This window comes from Lachnotalea sp. AF33-28 (genome assembly GCF_003477885.1).
In the GTDB taxonomy this organism is placed as follows: Bacteria; Bacillota; Clostridia; order Lachnospirales; family Lachnospiraceae; genus AF33-28.
Genome location: NZ_QUEE01000016.1, coordinates 83,820 through 105,704 on the forward strand (window position 1 = coordinate 83,820; position 21,885 = coordinate 105,704).

Annotated in this window: 18 protein-coding genes; 16 read left to right on the forward strand and 2 right to left on the reverse strand. The window is 48.4% G+C overall.

What is annotated here, in order from left to right; translation table 11 throughout:
• Window positions 1-52: 52 nt before the first annotated feature.
• Window positions 53-712: an HD domain-containing protein gene (locus DWZ56_RS18885; RefSeq protein ID WP_118558165.1), complete on the reverse strand. Its 660-nt coding sequence runs from the start codon at window positions 710-712 to the stop codon at window positions 53-55.
• Window positions 713-928: 216 nt separating this feature from the next.
• Here DWZ56_RS18885 and DWZ56_RS18890 point away from each other — a divergent pair, with 216 nt between their 5' ends.
• The 14 genes from DWZ56_RS18890 to DWZ56_RS18955 all read left to right on the forward strand — a co-directional run bounded on the left by DWZ56_RS18890 (window position 929) and on the right by DWZ56_RS18955 (window position 16,375).
• On the forward strand, window positions 929-1,126 hold the full coding sequence (locus tag DWZ56_RS18890) for a hypothetical protein (protein WP_118558166.1): 198 nt from the start codon (window positions 929-931) through the stop codon (window positions 1,124-1,126).
• Window positions 1,127-1,411: 285 nt separating this feature from the next.
• Complete coding sequence (hflK, locus tag DWZ56_RS18895; RefSeq protein WP_118558167.1) at window positions 1,412-2,377, forward strand: FtsH protease activity modulator HflK; 966 nt, start codon at window positions 1,412-1,414, stop codon at window positions 2,375-2,377.
• Between the two features lie 3 nt (window positions 2,378-2,380).
• Window positions 2,381-3,250, forward strand: a complete 870-nt coding sequence (gene hflC / locus DWZ56_RS18900; RefSeq protein ID WP_118558168.1) for a protease modulator HflC — start codon at window positions 2,381-2,383, stop codon at window positions 3,248-3,250.
• 360 nt (window positions 3,251-3,610) lie between these two features.
• Entirely contained in the window at window positions 3,611-4,900 is a 1,290-nt protein-coding gene (locus DWZ56_RS18905; protein ID WP_118558169.1) for an O-acetylhomoserine aminocarboxypropyltransferase/cysteine synthase family protein, read from the forward strand.
• A 222-nt stretch (window positions 4,901-5,122) separates the two neighbouring features.
• Complete coding sequence (locus DWZ56_RS18910; RefSeq protein WP_118558170.1) at window positions 5,123-6,004, forward strand: NUDIX hydrolase; 882 nt, start codon at window positions 5,123-5,125, stop codon at window positions 6,002-6,004.
• A 55-nt stretch (window positions 6,005-6,059) separates the two neighbouring features.
• Window positions 6,060-6,587, forward strand: a complete 528-nt coding sequence (locus DWZ56_RS18915; protein ID WP_199679623.1) for a cysteine hydrolase family protein — start codon at window positions 6,060-6,062, stop codon at window positions 6,585-6,587.
• Window positions 6,588-6,706: 119 nt separating this feature from the next.
• Window positions 6,707-8,155: a nicotinate phosphoribosyltransferase gene (locus DWZ56_RS18920; protein ID WP_118558171.1), complete on the forward strand. Its 1,449-nt coding sequence runs from the start codon at window positions 6,707-6,709 to the stop codon at window positions 8,153-8,155.
• Between the two features lie 42 nt (window positions 8,156-8,197).
• Window positions 8,198-8,659, forward strand: a complete 462-nt coding sequence (gene def / locus DWZ56_RS18925) for a peptide deformylase (RefSeq protein WP_118558172.1) — start codon at window positions 8,198-8,200, stop codon at window positions 8,657-8,659.
• Between the two features lie 167 nt (window positions 8,660-8,826).
• Window positions 8,827-10,341 carry a DUF1538 domain-containing protein gene (locus DWZ56_RS18930; RefSeq protein ID WP_118558173.1) on the forward strand — a complete coding sequence of 505 codons (1,515 nt, stop codon included), beginning with the start codon at window positions 8,827-8,829 and terminating at the stop codon, window positions 10,339-10,341.
• A gap of 27 nt (window positions 10,342-10,368) precedes the next feature.
• Complete coding sequence (locus DWZ56_RS18935) at window positions 10,369-11,049, forward strand: hypothetical protein (RefSeq protein WP_118558174.1); 681 nt, start codon at window positions 10,369-10,371, stop codon at window positions 11,047-11,049.
• A 133-nt stretch (window positions 11,050-11,182) separates the two neighbouring features.
• On the forward strand, window positions 11,183-12,382 hold the full coding sequence (locus tag DWZ56_RS18940) for a GGDEF domain-containing protein (protein ID WP_158584661.1): 1,200 nt from the start codon (window positions 11,183-11,185) through the stop codon (window positions 12,380-12,382).
• Between the two features lie 413 nt (window positions 12,383-12,795).
• The gene (locus DWZ56_RS23235; protein ID WP_243095372.1) at window positions 12,796-12,963 is read left to right on the forward strand and encodes a hypothetical protein; all 168 of its coding nucleotides are present in this window, start codon (window positions 12,796-12,798) and stop codon (window positions 12,961-12,963) included.
• Window positions 12,964-13,197: 234 nt separating this feature from the next.
• A complete protein-coding gene (locus DWZ56_RS18950) occupies window positions 13,198-13,833 on the forward strand; it encodes a hypothetical protein (RefSeq protein ID WP_118558176.1) in 636 nt (211 codons plus the stop codon).
• 169 nt (window positions 13,834-14,002) lie between these two features.
• Window positions 14,003-16,375, forward strand: a complete 2,373-nt coding sequence (locus DWZ56_RS18955) for a family 78 glycoside hydrolase catalytic domain (RefSeq protein ID WP_158584662.1) — start codon at window positions 14,003-14,005, stop codon at window positions 16,373-16,375.
• 142 nt (window positions 16,376-16,517) lie between these two features.
• Here the strand turns inward: DWZ56_RS18955 and DWZ56_RS18960 are convergent, their stop codons facing one another.
• Window positions 16,518-18,689: an alpha-L-rhamnosidase gene (locus DWZ56_RS18960; RefSeq protein WP_118558178.1), complete on the reverse strand. Its 2,172-nt coding sequence runs from the start codon at window positions 18,687-18,689 to the stop codon at window positions 16,518-16,520.
• 208 nt (window positions 18,690-18,897) lie between these two features.
• Between DWZ56_RS18960 and DWZ56_RS18965 the strand changes: the two genes are divergently transcribed.
• Both DWZ56_RS18965 and DWZ56_RS18970 read left to right on the forward strand, forming a co-directional pair.
• Window positions 18,898-19,800, forward strand: a complete 903-nt coding sequence (locus tag DWZ56_RS18965; RefSeq protein ID WP_158584663.1) for an AraC family transcriptional regulator — start codon at window positions 18,898-18,900, stop codon at window positions 19,798-19,800.
• A gap of 103 nt (window positions 19,801-19,903) precedes the next feature.
• Complete coding sequence (locus DWZ56_RS18970) at window positions 19,904-21,751, forward strand: DUF262 domain-containing protein (protein ID WP_118558180.1); 1,848 nt, start codon at window positions 19,904-19,906, stop codon at window positions 21,749-21,751.
• Window positions 21,752-21,885 lie beyond the last annotated feature (134 nt).

Genomic DNA, 21,885 nt, shown 5'->3' on the forward strand with positions numbered 1-21,885 from the left:
TAACATAAAAAGAGGCAGTTGTGAACTGGGAATTGCTGGAGAATAAATCCCGTCAGAGCAGCGTCTGCCCGTTGATATTGAGGCGGAAGTGCAGGCCCAGCTTTTCTGCAGCTTTACGGCATAGGATCATGCGGTCCAGAAAGATTTCAAAGTAATCCATAACGGAGCAGAAGCTGGTATCGATTTTCAGCTTCAGTTCAATATTGGTATGTGTGCTGTCGATGATCGTGGAAGATTCCTTTACGGAGTAGTTGACCCGGTCGTGGATGTCAAAGGTTGAGACATCGCTGTTGCGGACCCGTGTATGGCGCACATCTGTTTTGTCGGCCAGTATGAGTGCGGCGGCCACAGGATTGACCGCCTCGGCGGTATGTTCGTCATGGTTGCCGATCGCAGTGATGATGGTGGCGATATCGCAGTCATCCGCCCCCATTTTATCCAGAATACGGAACGCCATGACGGCTCCGCTCTGCGCATGGTCGATGCGGTTGACCACATTGCCGATGTCATGCATGTAGCCGGCGATCTGCGCCAGTTCCGCCTCCCGCTCGCTGTAGCCCATAGTCAGCAGGATATAGCGGGATACCGCCGCCACATGGCTGACATGGGCAAAGCTGTGCTCCGTATAGCCCAATGCGGTCAGAGACTCATCCGCTTTCTGAATATAGGTTTGAATGGCCGGGTTCTCTTTTACATCCTGAAATGTTATCATACGCTTTTTCTTCTTTCCTTAATAGATGTTGTATGTAAACATTATAACAACGTAATGTATAGAAAGATAGGGATTGAGGTAAAATTTAAGTAAACGATCATAAAATTTGTACTATTTTTCACATCGGATGGACATCCGATGCTTCTTGACCGGTTCCTTCGGTCAAGAAGATGAGCCGTCTGAACTGATACCAAAATTTGTAAGGAGGCGCTTGCTATGATGAATCAGGATTGGGTGAACGTACGGAAACGCTGTCCTTACTGCGGCAGCTTAAGAATGAAGCAGGAATCGGAAGAAGTGAAGGGATCGGCGCCGTCGGATGAAAGCGGCCGGACCGGGGATGATAAAATCTGGATTTGTCAGGACTGCCACAGCCAGTTTGGTGAACGCAGGTATAATAAGAAGTTCTTTTAAATGATAAAAATTTATCAATTATTAAATAACTATAAACAATGAGGTCCGGATATTGACTTTTGGCCCCAAAGACGCTAAACTTTAAATCACTAAAAGGGAGTAGCTTACATCGCATATTTCAGAGATGTTCTATATTGCGTCAGTACGATTAGGAGACTAATCCGCAAATAGCTTAAGAGCAAGACTTTTAACACAGATGGTGTTAAAAGTCTTTTTTTTATAGGAAGTACATCAGACTTAAGAAGCTGCTGCCACAAAAAGGCATTTATATCAGGAGGAAAAGAAATGAGCAATGCAGTGAAAAATGCAAAGGCGATTATCATTACTGTAATCGTGGTGCTCGGATTATTGATTGTGGGTTTAAATTCATTTTACACAATAACCGAGCAGGAAAAGGCGGTGATCACCACATTTGGAGTTGCCAGAGCCGAGGGGGAACCGGGGCTTCACTTTAAGGTCCCTTTTGTACAGAGTGTCCAGAAGGTGAGCACCACGAGCCAGGGATTTACGGTCGGCTATAACGACAATAAGGAAACGATTGAAGAAGAGGGTGTGATGATCACCTCGGATTACAATTTTGTCAATGTGGATTTCTATGTGGGCTACAAAGTAGTGGATCCGATCAAGTATGTGTATGCCTCACAGCAGCCGGTAACGATATTAAAGAACATATCGCAGAGCTGTATCCGCACGGTGATCGGAAATTACGATGTGGACAGCGTATTGACCACCGGCAAAAATGAGATACAGAATCAGATTAAAGAGATGATCGAAGCCAAGCTGCAGCAGCATGATGTGGGGCTGTTCCTGGAAACTATATCGATTCAGGATTCACAGCCGCCCACACAGGAAGTTTTGTCGGCGTTTAAGGATGTGGAAAATGCGAAGCAGAATATGGACACCTTGTTAAACAATGCGAAACAGTACCAGAGTGAACAGATGCTTTCAGCGGAAGCCACTGTCGATCAGATCCTGCAGGAAGCGCAGTCCAAGAAGACTCAGAGGATTAATGAGGCTAAGGCGGAAGTGGCCGTGTTTAATGCGATGTATGATGAGTTTATCAAAAATCCCATCGTTACCAAACAGCGGATGTTCTATGAGACGATGGAAGAGGTTCTGCCGAACTTAAAGGTAATTATTGACGGTACTAATCAGGCGGATACGCTGATCATCGACCAGCTGAACAACGGCGGCATGTCAGGCGCTGAAACAGGAGCGGTGGCACAGAACGGGACGGGAGCGGAGGAATAAAATATGAAGATATTAAAAAGAGTTATAATCGGAGCGGTCGCGCTGTTTGCGCTGCTCACCGTGGTATCATCTGTCGTTGTGACGAAAGAAAATGAATACAGCCTGATCCGCCGTTTCGGCAAGGTGGACCGCGTAATTACAGATGCCGGACTGACCTTTAAAGTGCCGTTTATTGAGCAGGTGGATTCCCTTCCGGACAAAATACTGATTTATGACCTGGATGCATCGGACGTGATCACGAAGGATAAAAAGACGATGATCACAGACAGCTATGTGCTCTGGCAGATCTCCGATCCATTAAAATTTGCGCAGACCATGAATTTCTCCATGGAAGCGGCGGGGGTCCGCATCGGCACCTCTGTCTACAATGCGATAAAGAATGTGATCAGCAACATGGAACAGAATGAGGTGATTGACAGCCGTGATGGGGAACTGACCGATATGGTGATGGAGAATATCGGAAACAATATGGACCAGTACGGCATACGGCTTCTGACGGTGGAGACCAAGCGTCTGGATCTGCCAGAAGACAATAAAACCTCCGTTTACGAGAGGATGATTTCCGAGCGTCAGAAGATTGCGAAGACCTATCAGGCGGATGGCGAGGCCCAGGCGAAGATGATCCGCAACAGCACCGATAAGGAGGTCGCCATCAGCATATCAAACGCCAGGGCGGAAGCTGCCAATATCGAAGCCGAGGCTGAGGCTGAATACATGAGGATCATGGCGGAGGCCTATTCCGATCCCCAGAAAGCGGAATTCTATACGTTTGTCCGTTCTCTGGAAGCGGCGAAATCCTCCCTTAAAAATGGCGGCAACACGCTGATCCTGCCGTCAGATTCCCCGATCGCGGAGATTTTTATGAATAGGTAATATGCAGTATTTATGGCTGCTGATAAAGGCAGCACTGAATAGTTACTGTTTACACACTGCCGATAAAGCAGCATATGAGAGGGCAGGGTATGGTCCTCATAGGGATCCCTTGAAGCCCGCCGGTACTTATTGCTGTGTATTTTACAGCATTAGTACCGCTGCGCGCTTCACGGAGCGAGAGCGGGTCCCAATGAGGACCATACCCTGCCCTCTCATACGCGGGAATTTTTCGGTAACTGTGAACAGTAACACTGAATAGCAATGCATAAATAATGCGGATAACTCCTATTGGAATTTGCGGTTTAACATGCTATAATATCGTCAGATATTTATTCCGTTCAGCAAAAGAGGAGGAACAACATGGAAAACTATTTCAAACCGGAGACAATCTGCATACAGGGCGGTTATGAGCCCAAAAAGGGAGAGCCCCGTATACTGCCGATTTATCAGAGCACGACATTCCGTTATGAGAACAGCGATGAAATGGGCAAACTGTTTGATCTGGAAGCGGAAGGATACTTTTATTCCAGACTGCAGAATCCCACCTGTGATATGGTGGCGAAGAAGATCTGCCAGCTGGAAGGCGGCACAGCGGCGCTTTTGACCGCGTCCGGCCAGGCCGCCAACTTTTATGCGGTATTTAATATCGCATCTGCCGGCGACCATATCGTAAGCTCCGCCACATTGTATGGAGGAACCTCCAACCTGTTTACGGTCACGATGAAAAAGATGGGCATCGAGTTCACGCTGGTGGATCCGGATGCGCCTGAGGAAGAGATCGAAAAGGCATTCCGTCCCAACACTAAGGCGGTGTTTGGAGAGACCATCTCCAACCCGTCCCTGGTGGTGCTGGACATTGAAAAATTTGCCCGCCTGGCCCACAGACACGGTGTGCCTCTGATTGTGGACAATACCTTTGCGACGCCGATTAACTGCCGTCCCTTTGAATGGGGCGCCGATATTGTGACGCATTCCACCACCAAATATATGGACGGCCATGCGATGACCGTAGGCGGATGCATCGTGGACAGCGGTAATTTTGACTGGATGGCCCATGCGGATAAATTCCCGGGCTTAACTACTCCGGATGACTCCTATCACGGCCTGGTATATGCCGAGGAGTTCGGCAAGACGGCATATGTGCAGAAGGCCGTGGCGCAGATCATGCGCGATCTGGGCTCCTGTCAGTCCCCGCAGAACGCGTTTCTGCTGAATATGGGGCTGGAGACACTGCATCTTCGCATGGAACGCCATTGCTCCAACGCATTGGCGGTTGCCAGATATCTGAAATCCAATGAAAATGTAGCGTGGGTGGAATATCCGGATCTGGAAGGTGACAAATATAATGGGCTTGCCAAAAAGTATATGCCCAAGGGCACCTGCGGTGTGGTAGCATTCGGCTTAAAGGGCGGAAGAGAAACCAGCATCCGCTTCATAGATAATCTGAAGCTGGCTGCGATAGTGACCCATGTGGCCGACTCCAGGACTTCGGTGCTGCATCCTGCCAGCCATACCCACAGGCAGCTCTGCGAGGAACAGCTGATCGAGGCCGGCGTAAAGCCGGATCTGATCCGTTTTTCCGTCGGCACGGAAAATGAAGAGGATATCATCGCGGATATCGAACAGGCGATAGCGGCAGCGGTGAGATGAGCCGTCTGGGACCGTACCCCGCCATGCCACGCGAGGGAAGTGTGCGGTAACTGTGATTAATAAAGAGCTATGATATAAAAAAGCGTCAGCGGCTGAAAAAAATCCGCTTGACGCTTTTTTATGGAGGGAATCTTTTAAAAAAGGTATTGACAATACTTAGTAGTTAATATATACTAAGCACAAGAAAGTAGCAAACTGCTACTAAGATAGGAGCTGATGAGGATGGAAAGCAACCTGCCAAGAAACCGGAAAGGTCAGACCGAAGAAGAATTTCTGGCCGCTTATCATCCCGGCAACTATGAGCGCCCCTCGGTAACGGCGGATATCCTGCTATTCACCGTTGATGATATGAAAGATGGGACAGCGCTGGTTCCGGATAAGGAATTAAAGCTGCTGCTGGTAAAGCGCAGGGATCACCCATTCATATACCGCTGGGCCATACCGGGAGGTTTTGTGGATATCAGTGAATCCATTGAGGAGGCCGCATACCGGGAGCTTAAGGAAGAAACCAATGTGGAGAATGTTTATGTTGAGCAGCTTTTCACATGGGGGGACGTGGACCGGGACCCGCGCATGCGTGTGATCTCCGTTTCCTATATGGCGCTGATCCCTAAGAATTCGGTTCACCCCAGGGCTGGGGATGATGCTGCCGAAACTGCGTGGTTCACCGTGCGCAAGAATAAGCTGATGGACTTAAGTGAAACGAAGTCGGCATGGATGCTCTCACTGGAGAGCGAGGATAAGCAGGTTAAAATCGCCTACCATGTGACACAGGAAGGAAACGAGGTAACGCTGACTCCCTTTGATGGCTGCGAGGAGGGGCTGGCATTTGATCACGCTAAAATCGTCAATCTGGCTCTTGACCGGATACGCAACAAGGTCGAGTATACTACCATTGCCTTCCATCTGATACCGGAGAAGTTTACGCTGACGCAGCTGCAGAAGGTATATGAAACACTGTTGGGAAAGACGCTTTATAAAGCCAACTTCCGTAAGAAAATCGCCCCGATGGTTTTAAAAACAGAGGAGTATATGGATGAGGCCAGGCACCGGCCCAGCCAGTATTACCGGTTTAATCCGGGATATAAGGAAACGTATTACTGATCCCCGCCAAAACGGCGGACAACAAAATAAAGAAACATAGCGAGGAGGAATTTCTGTGAACAGGCGACTGATCGTAATTGATATGCAGAATGACTTTGTGAGCGGAAGTCTTGGCAGTGAAGCTGCGGTGGATATTCTGCCAAAGGTGGAGAAGAGAGTCGAAAGCTTTGACGGTGAGGTATTGTTTACCAAGGATACCCATGATGCGGATTATCTGAATACACAGGAGGGAAAAAAGCTTCCGGTGGCGCACTGCATCCGTGGCAGCGAAGGCTGGATGTTAGCGGGAAAGCTGGAAGAGCTTGCAGAAAAAAACGGCGCGGCCGTTTGTGAAAAGGAAACTTTTGGAAGCCTGAAGCTGGGGGAGCGCCTGATGGAAGAAAACCGCAAAGAGCCGATCGACAGCATTGAGCTCATGGGCGTATGCACAGATATCTGTGTGATATCCAATGCACTGATATTAAAGGCTTGTCTGCCGGAGACAGAGATTATTGTGAACGCGTCCTGCTGTGCCGGCGTGACCGCAAAAAGCCATGAAAATGCGCTGGATGCCATGAGGGCATGCCAGGTCACTGTGGTCTGAACCGACGGCAAAACGGATGCCGGATGTTGGAAAATGCATCCTGGACGGTTGTGAAAGGTTGAATAAAATATGCGTGTTCAACCGGTATAGATGAGCGCGTCGCAGCGCGCGGACAGGTAATGAAAATGGAAGAGAACAGAAATCTGACAATGCTGATGGACTTTTATGAACTGACGATGGCCAATGGCTATTACGTGAAAGGACTTAAGGATGTCAATGTGGTGTTTGATATGTTTTACCGCAAGAATCCGGATGACGGGGGATATGTGATCTGCGCAGGTCTCGAACAGGTGGTCCGTTATATTGAAAATATGCATTTTACAAAAGGCGATATCGAATACCTGCGCGGCAGAAACATGTTTGACGAGGGCTTTTTGAAATATCTGGAGGACTTTAAGTTTAAGGGAACCATCGAAGCCGTTGCGGAGGGGACGATCGTGTATCCTGGAACACCTCTTTTAACAGTGACCGCGCCTTTGATCGATGCGCAGATGATTGAGACCATGATCCTTCTCACAATCAATCATGAGTCACTGATTGCAACGAAAACGAACCGTATCTGCCGTGCTGCGGCCGGAGCCGCCATTATGGAATTCGGAGCGCGCAGGGCTCAGGGACCGGATGCCGCCGTATACGGCGCGCGGGCCGCATATATCGGAGGAGCCGGTGCGACGGCGACCACCATTGCCGATGAGATGTTCGGAATTCCTGCGGTGGGCACGATGGCGCATTCCTGGGTACAGTTTTTCCCCACGGAATATGAAGCCTTCAAGGCTTATGCTGAGGTATATCCGGATTCCTGCACGCTGTTAATCGATACCTACGATATAATGGACGGCGTGGAAAATGCCATACGCGTGGCGAAGGATGTGCTGGAGCCCATGGGCAAACGCTTGAAAGGCGTGCGGATTGACAGCGGAGACCTGGCGTATTTTTCCAAGAAGGTCCGGGCGGCGCTGGATAAAGCGGGGCTGAAGGACTGCAGCGTCGTAGTCTCTAATAGCGTGGATGAATATCTCATCCATTCGCTGAATACGCAGAAAGCCAGAATCGACTCTTATGGGGTGGGTGAGCGGCTGATCACAGCCAAATCGGATCCGGTATTCGGCGGAGTATATAAGCTGGCGGCCATTCAGAAGGCGGACGGGACTTATGAACCTAAGATCAAGATATCTGAAAATGTGGAGAAGATCACGAACCCCGGCAAAAAAGCTCTATGGAGACTTTACGATCCTGAGACCGGATATGGCGTGGCGGATCTGATCACGCTCTATGATGAAGAAGTGAATGAGGAGGAACCGTTTCCGTTTGTAGATCCGATGAAGCCATGGAAGAAGATGGCCTTTCACCACATGAGGGCGGAACGGCTGCATAAGACTATTTTTAAGGATGGTGAGCTGGTATATGAGCTGCCTTCGCTCAACGAAATCAGAGACTATGTAAAAGCACAGATGGATACCACGGTATGGGAAGAGGAAACGCGTTTCGAAAATCCTCATATCCATTATGTGGATCTTTCTAAGAAGCTCTATGAATTAAAAGAGGAACTTTTAAACCAGAAGCACTGAAGGTTTCCCAGAATTATACTTGCTGAAACGTTAGGAGAAACAATGGCACTTAGACAGTTAAGGTATAATGACGACCCGATATTAAGAAAGAGAAGCAAGGAAGTACCTGTGGTGGACGATAAGATACGCAGCCTTTTGGAAGATATGGCGGATACGATGTATCATACGGAAAATGGAGCGGGGCTTTCCGCATGCCAGGTGGGAATACTCAAAAGACTGGTGGTGATCGATATGGGAACCGGGCTTTATAAGCTTGTAAACCCTGTAATCGTTCAAACCTGGGGACAGCAGGAATGCGTGGAGGGCTGCCTAAGCTTCCCAAACCGTTACGGAAAAACACGCAGGCCCCAAAAAGTGACCATAAAGGCTTTGGATGAAGAGGGGAATGAGATGGAGCTGACCGGCGAGGATGATATGGCGAAATGTATCTGCCACGAGCTCGATCATCTGGACGGCGTAGTATTTTTGGATAAGGTTTATGAATTTCTGGAGATTACAGATTGAGCGTTAAGATTTCTTAATATCGCTTCAAATCCGTGGCGCGCTCTGTTATAATTAATATGGATAGTGCGCCGGAAAGGCCGGATCGTGGGACAGTCATCTGCCCTGACCCTCCGGCCTTTCTGATTTCCGGACGCATATGAATATATTAAGAAAGAAGAGGTGGTGCAATGGCTCCTGCATTAAAGAACAAGATCATGGAATCCCTCTCCTCGGTGCTTCCGATCACCGCGATCGTCGTGCTGTTAAGCTTTACTGTGGCCCCGATGCCCATTGGAACGCTGATGCTGTTTTTAACAGGTGCGTTTCTGCTGATCGTGGGGATGGGATTCTTCTCATTGGGAGTGGACATGGCCATGCTTCCCCTGGGAGAGGGAATCGGTGTGGCAATGACCAAAACCAAAAAGATCGTAAGCGCTACGGCGCTGTGCCTGCTGATCGGCATTGTGATCACGGTAGCGGAGCCCGATCTTCAGGTCCTGGCGACTCAGGTGCCGGTGCCCAATCAGGTTCTGGTACTTACAGTGGCCTGTGGTGTCGGTATATTTCTGGTGGTGGCGATGCTGCGCATCATATTTCATATCCCGCTCACCTGTCTGCTGATCGGATTTTATGGACTGGTATTCCTGCTGGCCGCTTTTGCGCCAAAGGATTTTATCGCCGTCGCCTTTGATTCCGGCGGGGTGACCACCGGTCCTATTACAGTTCCATTTATCATGGCTCTCGGCATCGGTATGGCGAGGCTTAGGGGAGATAAGTCCTCACATGAAGACAGTTTCGGTCTGATTGCCTTATGCAGTATAGGACCCATCCTTTCGGTAATCCTGTTAAGTATCTTTTATCATCTTTCACAGGCTTCTTACACTCCGGTAACGATACCGGAAATAGCTGTTTCCAGCGAAGTCCCGTCACAGTTTGCCGCAGGACTGCCTGTCTATCTCAAAGAGGTAACGGTTGCTCTGTTGCCAATCCTTTTGCTGTTTTTAATTTTTCAATTGATTTCCCGCCGGTTTCATGGCAGCGGGCTGCTTCGTGTGGCTGTGGGCATGGGGTATACGTTTATCGGTCTGGTTACGTTTCTTACCGGAGTAAATATCGGATTTATGCCTGCGGGAAGTTATCTGGGCAGAGCCCTGGCGGGATCTTCCAGCCAGTGGCTGATGATTCCGCTGGGCATGGTGATCGGATTTTTTATCGTAACCGCTGAACCTGCGGTGCATGTTCTGGCAAAGCAGGTGGAAGAGGTCTCCAACGGTTCCATATCCTCCAAATCGCTGTATTCGGCTCTGTCCGTGGGCGTTGCTTGTTCGGTAGGCATTGCCATGCTTCGGGTGCTCACAGGGATTTCAATTTTCTGGTTTCTGATCCCGGGCTATCTGCTGGCACTGGCGCTTTCTTTTGCTGTCCCCCATATTTATACTGCGATTGCATTTGACTCCGGCGGAGTGGCAAGCGGACCGATGACCGCCACATTTCTGCTCCCGTTTGCGATGGGCGCCTGTGAGGGGCTGGGAGGGAACATGCTGACCGATGCCTTCGGCATAGTGGCTATGGTGGCAATGACACCTTTAATCGCGATTCAGGTCCTAAGCTTTATTTCACAGTTAAGGACAAAGACCCAGGCCGACGGCAGAACGGCGCCGGATTGGGAAAACCTGGCCGATACGATCGTATATTACGAATGAACGGCCGGAGAATAGGAAGGTGATAGTATGAGCGATGCTGCGGAAAGAATCAAATGTATGGTTTCTATTGTGGATAGGGGAAGCGGCATTATCATTAAAGATATGTGTGAGAAAAACAATATCAGATTCTGCTATATCTGTTTTGGAAAAGGAACCGCGAGTTCGGAGCTCCTTGATATGCTCGGCATCGGCAGCAGTGAAAAGGATGTGGTGTTAAGTCTGGTACCCGAAGGCAGAATACCGCTGGTCCTTTCATCGGTCAGCCGGCGCATGAATATGAGAAATCCCGGCAGAGGGATCGCTTTTGCGGTTTCCTTATCCGGAATCAATGCGCTGGCAGCCCGGCTGGTAACGGAGAACGGCGCAGAAAAGCCAGAATACGAGGCTTTAAGAAAGGTGGATGATTTTGTGAAATTCAGTTTAGTGCTCGCGGTCTATAACGCAGGATACTCGGAGGATATCATGGAAGCGGCAAAGCAGGCCGGCGCCACGGGAGGAACAATTTTAAATGCCAGAGGAGTTTCAAAGGAGAAGAACGAAACCTTTTTCGGATTCCCTCTGCAGGAAGAAAAAGAGATCGTGGCAATTTTGACTCCGGAAGACCAGAAAAAAGAGATTATGGAAAATATAAACCGCAAATGCGGTTTAAAAAGCGCTGCACAGGCAGTGGTTCTGTCCATGCCGGTAGAGGATGTAGCGGGGCTGTAGATAATTCCCACATCCCGGACTTGGGGAAAATGCTGTTATTTTTTACAGAGTGGTGGTATAATGTCGTATGATATTATACCGGTGCGGATTTTGTCTGCGCCAGAACACAAGTACTGTGGATAGGAGCTATAACGTGACCGATCGAATTAGAAAAGCAATACAGGACCTTAAGACGCCCCCGTTCGGGAAGGAAATGCAGCACAGTTTTCTGTGTGAAAGAATACGGTCCCTGTCGGATGTTTGGATTCTGCTGCTGGCCTTCATAGTTTGCAGCCAGATGTTTAATATGGTTATGATGGCCTGGGTACGGGAAGGCGGTCTGGCAGTTTATTCGCACAAAGTCTATTTTGGTCTCTATATTGTCCTATGCATCGCTGCCCTTTCCAGCATGGTCCTGCTGTTGGTCTGGAAACGGAATGTCCAGGCAAATGCAAAGCGGATACAGACTGCGTTGTTTATATTCGGCCTTATTGCGAGCTTATGGAGCGTCGCAGTCACCCTCTATGACCAGCGGGTTACGGAGAACGTTACCGTATATACATATATGGTTTTAACTATCTCCATACTGGCATTTTTAAAGCCCTGGCAGGCCCTTGCGATTTTTGGAGGCAGCCAGCTGCTACTTGTGGTATTGTTTCCAACCTTTCAGCCTGTGCCGACGAATAATATGGGAAATATCATGAATACCACTTTTTGTGCGATTATGTCTGTCATAATCGCCTGTTCCAGATATCTGACCGCTGTCAGGGAGTACTGGTCCAGGGATATTATTAAACGGCAGACAGAGGAAATACAGAGGATTAATGCTGGCCTGAATGTGCAGGTGATTACAGATGAGCTGACCGGACTTTACAACCGGAGGTTTCTGGATGAGAGACTGCCCAGTCTGTGGGAAAGCTATGCGGGCAACAATGTGCGGGCGGCGGTTATGATGCTGGATATAGATGATTTTAAGCGTTTTAATGACCGTTATGGCCATCAGGCCGGAGATCGGTGTATTCAGCAGATTTCGGATCTGATCAAAAAATATTTCAGTGAAAGCACCAGCACTGTCATACGGTACGGCGGCGAAGAATTTTTGGTGATTGATGCTGCCAACAGCGTGGATGAGCACATCCGGACCAATGCTGACGGGTTGCGCAGGGCGGTGGAACAGCTTCATATCGAAAATACTGCTGTGGGCAGATATGTGACGATCAGTGCCGGCGTCTGCATTGGAAATGTAATGTCAGGAGATATCATCGATTTTATTGCGGCCGCCGATGAGGCGCTGTACACGGCAAAAAAGTCCGGAAAAAACCGGATAGAGATTTCAGAACAGGGCACCCGTTGAACGGGTGCCCTATAGTTTGCAGCGTTAGAACCGCTGCACGCTTCACGGAGCGAGAGCGTGTCCCAGTGAAGATCATACACCGCTTTGACATGCGCGGGAAGTTTACAGCAACTGTGAATAGCAACTATCCAATTGTAACAGTTCAGACGGCTCATCTTCTTGACCGAAAAAACCGGTCAAGAAGCATCGGATGTCCATCCGATGTGAAAAATAGTGCAAAAACAGTCTTATGAGCAAGCTCAACGCCTGCTTTTGCACTATTTTTCCCGCCGTCTGAACTGTTACATCCAATTTCTGGAAGATGGAAAGCTTAGCGAAATCTGTATGGACTTTCTGGGCAGATGGGCTTATAATGTATCTCAATTGTCTCTGAAGAGATAATCTTTTATGGGGACAAAGAGAGGAGAACTGTCATGAGACTGGTTTTACATGATCTTGAAGCAAACGATTACCATGCGATGTTTCCGGATCATAATGATGACACCCGGGTGATGGAAGAATACGCAGCTGCAAGGGCTGTTACGGCTGCTGGACCGGAGCATCCCTTATCTTCATCCTTACTTTGTGATAAAAAATGGTGAGATGCACCATAAAAAGCGTTATAACCATCAGTTTTGTCTTAAGGTCTGGTTTTATGGTGAGGAAATAGATGAAGCCGATAAACAGACAGCACAGAAACTTGTGAAGGCGAATGCAGTGAATCTGTACTGCAGCGAGGTGCAGATCCGATTTATGGAGACTGCTGGTCTTAGCGGATAAGTTAACTTTGATAATAGTCTGAAAATTGTTAATTATAATTTGAAGAGAGGTATAGTATGAAAGCGGCATTGATCAATGGAAGCCCAAAACAGGAGAACAGTGCTTCCGCTGTGATTGTAGACGAACTAAAAAGTATACTGCATGAGGATATGCGGTTGACGGAATATTCATTCCGGGAGCCAGTGGTTACGATGGAACGCATGCGGGAGATGTCGGAGTGTGATGTATGGATTTTTGCTTTTCCTCTATATGTGGACAGCATTCCTTCCCACTTACTTAGCTGCCTCATGCAGTTGGAGGATTATCTCACGGAACTGGAGGACAAGGAGATTACGGTCTATACTGTGGTAAACTGCGGCTTTTATGAAGCGAGACAAAATGCTCCTGCGCTTGATATCATGAAAAACTGGTGCAGAAAGTGCGGGCTGATCTGGGGGATCGGCGTAGGTGTCGGAGGAGGCGGTATGCTGCCCATGCTAAGGGAGATACCATCCGGCCGCGGACCGAGAAAGAGGCTTAGCCGCGCGCTGGCGGAGCTTGCCGATGATATAAAGAGCAGGACTGCCGCACCCGATCTCATGGTAAAGCCGGGTATTCCGCGTTTCCTCTATAAAATCGCCGCCGAAATGGGTTGGAGGCAGCAGATTAAAAAGAACGGGAAAGATGTAAAGGATTTATCTATAATGGTATGAGAATGAGGTGTCAGGAGTACTTCCTGGCACCTCAAGCTATTATGGGTTGAAGCCGCCCATAATGAGAGGTAAAAATATGTCCGAAAAACAATCATATGGATGATTGACATATATGGGCGGAGAGGTTAAAATTTCATCAAGATCAGCGAAAAAAGACGGGAGAAAGAATATGGACAACAGCAAAACTTATTTTCAAATGGCTGAACCGGTTTGGGCTGCGGGGATGGAAACTGAAAAAAACATGACACTGGGATTTACCTGTCATTTTATCCGCAGTGAGCTGACGGATGAAGCCCCGCTAAGACTGTGTATCACAGGCTCTACGATATACCGAGTGTTTCTGAACGGCAAATTCCTGGCTCATGGTCCGGCGCGTGCCGCCCACGGTTATTACCGCGTGGACTGCCTCAATTTGCCCGAGGAGCTTCTGGCAGAGGAAAATACGCTGGCCGTAGAAGCGGTGGGGTTTAACGTAAACAGCTTTTATACGCTGGATCAGCCATCTTTTCTGCAGGCTGAGCTCACTGCCGGCGGCAGAGTGGCGGCGGCGACGCTGGAGGATGCCAATGCGGCATCTTTTGAGGCGCATACTTTTGCTGCAGTAAGGCTGACAGACAGGATACAGAAGGTACAGCGTTACAGTTTCCAGCGTCCGTTCATTGAAGCATACAGCCTGGCGCCGGGGTATGACAGCTGGAGGATGGAAAGCAAACAGACGGTCAGCCTTGCAAGGACAGAGGACAAACGGCTGCTGGATCGCAGAACCCCCTATAACACCTATCCTGTAACGAAGAGCAAAGAAATCATATCTGACGGCACTTTTACGGCGGGGCATACGGACCGGCCTTTGTGGAAGGACCGGGCGCTCTGTGAAATCAGCCCTATATTAAAGGGGTATCCGAAGGAGGAGCTTAAGCTGTGCGTATCCGAGGAGCTGGATGGCATCCAAACGGAATCCCTTGCGGTAAGAGGAGATGATACGGACAGGCCGCTGTGCCGGGAAGAGGAGACACTGGAAGCCGGCCGCTTTGTGATCCATGATTTCGGCAGGAACCTGACCGGATTTCTGCGGGCGGAGTTCACCTGTAAAGAGGATACCAGGATATATCTTGTATTTGATGAAGTGCTGACTGAGGAAGGCGATGTGTCCTATAACCGGATGTCCTGCGTAAATGCCATCAGTATCCAATGCCTGGCAGGAAGCTACTGCGTGGAAACCATACAGCCTTATACGTTCCGATACCTGAAGGTGATGGTGCAGGAGGGAAGTGCTGATTTTAAACCCTTCTCTGTGCGGGAACTGAAAAATCCGCAGGACAGTCTGGCAGAGTTTTCCTGTGATGACCCTGTAATCTGCCGTATCTTTGAGGCCGGCAGGGAAACCTTTCTGCAGAACGCGGTGGATATCTACATGGACTGTCCGTCCAGGGAGCGGGCAGGGTGGCTGTGCGACAGCTTTTTCACCTCCAGGGTGGAGATGGATCTGACCGGAAAAACAGTGGTGGAAGACGCCTTTCTGGAAAATTACCTGCTGCCGGAGCGCTTTTTATATCTGCCGGAGGGTATGGTGGCGATGTGCTATCCTTCCGACCATAATGACGGAGTATTCATCCCTAACTGGGCCATGTGGCTGATCATGGAGTTGGAAGAGTATCAGAAACGGAATCCGAATCAGCAGATTGCGGCCGGAATGGAAAAAAGGGTGGAAGGGATACTGAATTATTTCAGACCGTTTGAAAACGAAGACGGACTGCTGGAGGATCTGAAGGGATGGATTTTCGTGGAATGGTCCCGGGCCAACCAGCTGGTGGACGGTGTGAACTATCCTTCCAATATGCTCTATGCGGCGGCCCTGATGGCTGCGGGGCGTCTCTACGGCCGGCCGGAATGGATCGCAAAGGGCGAAAGGACAGTGAAGGCTGTCAGAGAACAGTCCTATAACGGGAAATTTTTTGAAGATCATGCGGTCAGAGAAAACGGCTGTCTTAAGAGAACCGGCGATGCGACCGAAGTCTGTCAGTACTATGCCTTCATGCTGGGGATTGCGGACCGCGATACATATCCGGAACTCTTTGAAGTGCTTCTTACAAAGTTCGGGCCTTCCAGAAATCCGGAGACCACCTACCCGGAGATAGCCGCCGCCAATGCATTTATCGGCAACTACTTAAGGGTGGAGATACTCTCACGTTACGGTCTGGCAAAGCAGATCCTGGCGGAGACCAAGGATTTCTTTGATTACATGGCGGTGCGCACCGGCACACTGTGGGAAAATACCGGCGCGTATGCCAGCTGTAATCACGGATTCGCTTCCCATGTCATCCACAGCTACTACCGGGATCTGCTGGGAGTAAAGGAAATTGATATCAAAAACGCGGTTATAAAGCTCTCCATCCCGGATTCCGGGCTGAAGCGCTGCAGCGGTAAGCTTCCGGTCGGCAGCGGATTTCTGGAGGTGAACTGGGAGTTTAAAAACGGCCGCCGGCAGACCCGGGTGAAGGTGCCGGATGGCTATGCGCTCGTACTTGAGGAAGAGAACCCGTGACAAACCGCCGATAACTGTATCCTGACGGTAATTAACCGCGGATGAGCCTGCGGGCATGGCCTGATAAAAAGGCGCCTTACACACAGCAGAACGCTGCTGCAGTAAGGCGCCTTTTTATCAGGATGACAATATGCACGGGCTCTTATGCTCGCCCGTAAAATACATAATTTCCTTTTTTAACGGAATGCTCCCGGCCGTCTATGATAATCCGGGCGGGGACAGGGGTGGAGATCTCATAGCGGACAGAACCACCCTGATAAGACCATTTAGAGCGGATCGTACCGTGCGCGGTTTTCAGAGACACGTCCAGCCAGTTCAGCCTTTTGCCGGGAACCGGAGCGATGAGGGCGCGTTCAAAGCCGGGACAGTCAGCGTCCGTCCGGATGCCGCCCGCGACACTGTAAATCCAGTCCATCACGGATCCGTAGGCATAATGGTTATAGGAATTCATATCGCTGCTCCAGAGCGTTTGGTCGTCGCGGATGCCGTCCCAGTGTTCCCAGATGGTGGTGGCACCGTGATTCACCTCATAGAGCCAGGAGGGGTATGCCTCCTGTAAGAGCAGGTCGTAGGCCACTTCCGGATATCCGTTTTCGCTTAGCACATGCAGCAGATACGGCGTTCCTACAAAGCCGGTCTCAAGCCTGTTCCCATTGTCACGGATCATCCTGACCAGGTTTTGTGCGGTGGTTTCCCTGTCATCCGTCAAATGAAAATGCAGAGCCAGCACATGTTCCGTCTGTGTGGTCAATACGGAAAAACGCTCTTTAAAAGCGGCGGCGATCTTTTCATAAAGCGCTTCGTATTCCGACATATCCCTGCCCAGGACCCTGCCGGCCGCAATTAACAGGGAAACGGAGTGCGAGTAGAACGCGCTGGCGATAAAGTCGTCGTTTGTGCGCCCTTTGTAGCTGCCCTGCGGGGCGTCCAGCGCCAGCCAGTCCCCGTAGTGTTTGCCCCACAGCTTCTTTTCGCTGTCCGGACAGGTCCACAGATAAGGATCCAGACTGTCCTCCGTGATGAAATCAACCCATTTTTTCATGGCATCGAAATTATCCGCCAGTATATCCGGGTCTCCATACATCTGATATACCTGCCAGGGGATGATGGCGATCACGTCTCCCCATGCTGTGCTGGAGCGGTTCATCTTCCAGAAATTCGGCACGGTATCCGTAATCCCGCCGCTTTCCAGCTGCTCTGCGCAGACATCGCGCATCCATTTGCGGAAAAATTTCCGGACATCATAGTTATAGCAGGCGGTCTTTGCGAATACCTGAGCGTCCCCCGTCCATCCCATGCGCTCGTCTCTCTGCGGACAGTCGGTGGGGATATCTATAAAGTTGGACCTTTGAGACCATAGTGTGTTGGAATAGAGCTGATTGACTAGGGGGCTTGCACAGTTCATATATCCGGTGCGCTCCATATCGGAATACAGTGCGATGCCTGTGAAATCATCCAGATTCACCTCATCGGGATATTCATCCAGCCGTATATAGCGGAATCCGTAGAACGTAAAGTGGGGCTTGTAACTCTGACGACCCTCCCTGCATATATAAGTCAGCTTCGCGCAGGCTTTACGGTAGTTCTCGGTATAGAAGTTACCGTCTTTGTCCAGTATCTCCGCATGGGAGAGCACGATTCTGGTCTTGGCGGGCGCGTCTACAGACAGCTCGACGTATCCTGCAAAGTTCTGACCGAAATCGATAATCCGCTCGCCATTGGGCGAAACGATCAGCGACAGAGGTTTCAGACGTTCCTGTTCACAGATGATTTCACCTTCCTGCGGTATGAGCGTATCTTTGGAAAATGCGATTTGCCGAACCTCATAAACCTCACTGCCGGAAAGGGAGGCATCGTAGACCTCACCGTCATAGATATCGGAAAACAGTATGCGGCTTTTCCGGACAGACCAGCTTTCGTCTGTACGGACCGTCTCTTCTGTACCGTCCTCATAGCGGACGGAGAGTTCAGCGATCAGGGCGCAGGGCGCGGACTGAAGATCCTCGCTGGATGCGCTGATATGTCCTCTGTACCATCCGGTGCCAACGGTTACGGACAATTCGTTGCTTTCACTTAGAAGACTTGTGATGTCGTAGCTTTGTACCTGAAGACGCTCCCTGTATACGGTGCACCCGGGCGCCAGAATAAAATCTCCGATACGCACTCCGTTGATGCGCGCCTCATAGACGCCGATGGCGGTAACCGTTAAAATGGCGGATACGGCTTTTTTGACAATTGGAACTGCTCTGATGAATTCGGGGCAGATGTCACCGAAGTCCTCTTTGCAGCCGATCCAAAACGCTTTTTCTAACATATTGTTCCTCCCTGTAAATTAAGTATGGCGCAGATACACATGATATGATATCATCGGGTATATACACCGCAGTATACGGATATCATTGTAGCGCGGATGCGGGAATTGTCCATCAATTACGGTATGATATCTATAAAAAGGTACGATAAATTGTAACTGTTCAGACAGCCGCCAAAGCGGCTGCGGATACAGAAAAGAGATGACAGAAATGGAAAGAGAAATCAGCTTTCATGAGATTCAGCCCTATATCAGGTTTGTCAATAACTATAAGCCCGGATACTCCTATACCGAGCAGGAACGCATCCTGTTTGACCACGAGCTGATGCATATTATGGAGGGTGAAGTGGATATGTTTTATGACGGCAGAAAATACAGCCTTCATAAAGGGGACACCTTTTATCTGAAGCCCTTTGTTAAAAATCATATTGTCGTGGAGGAAAGCAGCGGGTTTCGGACCCACTGCGTGCATTTTGACTGGATGATGCCGAAGCCGGAGGAAAATTTTACAGCAGAAGAGTACTATATGCATTCGGTGATATCGAGCGACCATAACGAGAAGACAATACGTCTTATGGAACGCACGGTTTTTGTTCCAGCTGGCATCCGGCTGCCGGATTTTATAGCCAGGGGATCTGACGATGGCCTTTCCGGCCTTTTTGCACAGTGCTACAGCGCTTTCTGCGAATCCGGCCCGGCTTCCGTGCTTAAGATGAAAGGCCTTTTTTTTGAAATTGTCGCCCTGCTGCTTGAACGGTCGGGCCTGGGACATAGAGGTCAGCCCATGCATCCGGGCATACGTCATGGGCTGAAGTATATTAAAGACCATTATACCGAGGATATTTCCGTGGTACAGCTTGCCGGAAAATGCAATTTATCGCCCAAATATTTCGGAGCTCTGTTTAAAGCATCCGCCGGCAAGTCTGTCGGTGAATATATCCTGGATCTGCGCATGTATGATGCGAAGGAAATGCTGATCGGCACGGATTTGAGCGTGGAAGAAATTGCAGAAAGGGTCGGTTTTCATAACTCATTTTATTTTTCGAAATGTTTCCGTTTAAAAGAGAAGGTAACACCTACGAAGTACAGAAGCATAATGCGGCTTCAAATATAAAAAGAATAGATTGGCTTATAAATTTGCCGCTCTATGCGATCGAAAAGATTGCTGAAACATAGTAACTCAATGAAGTATTTAGAACGATTATGGAGATTTGATTATGGCAAAAAATATTGAACCCAAACTTAAAAAGATTGGCGACTATCTGAAACTTGAAGAAGATACTGTTTTTACCATACCAGAATACCAGCGCGCGTATTCCTGGGGTATTGATCATTGCGATAAGCTGTGGCAAGACATAAATGACTTTGTTGAAAGCGAAAGCAGGGACAGATACTTCTTCGGAACAATTATTATCAACTGTCAGGATGATGACACAAAGTACGGACTTATTGACGGTCAGCAGAGAACTACCACATTTTTGCTGTTATTAAAAGCGCTGCTTTTCAGAATTAATATTGCAATTGAGAGAACCGCAAGCGATGAGGACTCTGCAAGCCTCTGCCGCGGTTTGCAGGAACGCAGAAGAAGAATTATGGGCATTCTGTACAAGGCAGAAACAGAAGATATTTCAGACAAGCCCGATGCAGCTAAAGATGCTGAAATATGCCGCCGTGGAATCATCCTTGAGAACTTTTCTATAAACGAGCAGTACAAGACAGAATTGGCAGCAATTCTTCAGGCTACGGATTACGCTTCAGCAGAAGCAAGAGTGATCAAGATCAAGTACAAGCAAAAAGACAACAGATATACGAACTTCTTTAGAAATTTTAAATTCTTCTATGGAATGATCCGTGAGCTGTCAGATTCTCAATTGAACAGTATTGCAAAATCCATTACGGATAACTGCGAAGTAATTGAAATTAAGAGCTGGCAGGTTGAACAAGCTATCACTATGTTTAACTCCCTCAACTCCGATGGGCTTCCTCTTTACGACTCTGATATCATCTCAGCAAAGCTATATGCGGAAGCAGAAAAAAGAGGCAAAGAAAAAGAGTTTGCGGATTTGTGGAAACAACTGAACAACTGCATAAACGAGTTGGAAAGTATTCGTTTAGCAGATATCAATTCGATTTTGATGCAGTACATGTATTACATACGAACTGTTAACAAAGAAACGATAAGCGAAACAGGTGCAGTCAATGTAACCACACCTGGCTTGAGAAGGTATTTTACCGAGATTAATAAAATGCCAATTACTAATCCGATCGGTATGTGTTCTGATATGATGAAACTGGCTAAGGTTTGGAAAAAGGTTTCTGAATATCCTCAAATGAAAGTTCTGCTGAAGTTCAACGAGAACACAAAGCTGTTTTTGGCAAGTTACTTTTTTAGATTCGATGAGAATCATATCACAGAAGAAATCGTAGAGCCGATTCTTACGTGTTTGCTTCGGCTGTTTTCTCTTCTCGAACTTGTCGATGTTGGTTATTCCAGTAAGTATTTTAAGACATTTTTGTTTGGAGAAGAAGCCAAGTTCGTTAGCAAAAGCACCGCTATCGATGAAATCATACATGATTTTAACGAACATATTCATTCTAATTGGGATAAAGAAACTGTTCGGGCAGCATTACATGACTATGATGGCAATGTGCTGGTATATCTGAACGAGTACCTTTTTGCAAAAGAAAAAGGGCTGGATTTCACACTTGGAACAAAATACGACATTGAACACATTATGCCATATAGCGGCAACAATCTTCAGGAGATCAGAAAGGATGCCGAAATTGACAGCGAAGAAGAATTCTACGGCATTGTAAACAAATTAGGCAACAAGATTCTTCTTGAAGAAAAGATTAACCGGGCAATCGGAAATGAATGGTTTAGAACAAAGGTTTCGACTAAGCTCGAAAACAGGACAGGATATATCGACAGCCAATATCCTATAGCTCGTGCCTTAGTTTCCAAATATCAGAATGCTGACAAGCCTTATTGGAAGAAAGAGGATATTATATCCGCTGCAGACAAAGCAAGTGACCGAATCGTTGGATTTATCTTTGGCGAGTAAATTCATCTTCCATTAGCGCAAACGGGACATCAGCTACAACTATATCGGCATACTTCCCACCAACTTACTCTATGACATTCAAAACGGAGAAACGGCATGACCGAAATCATGCCGTTTTTAGAAAACTAATACAC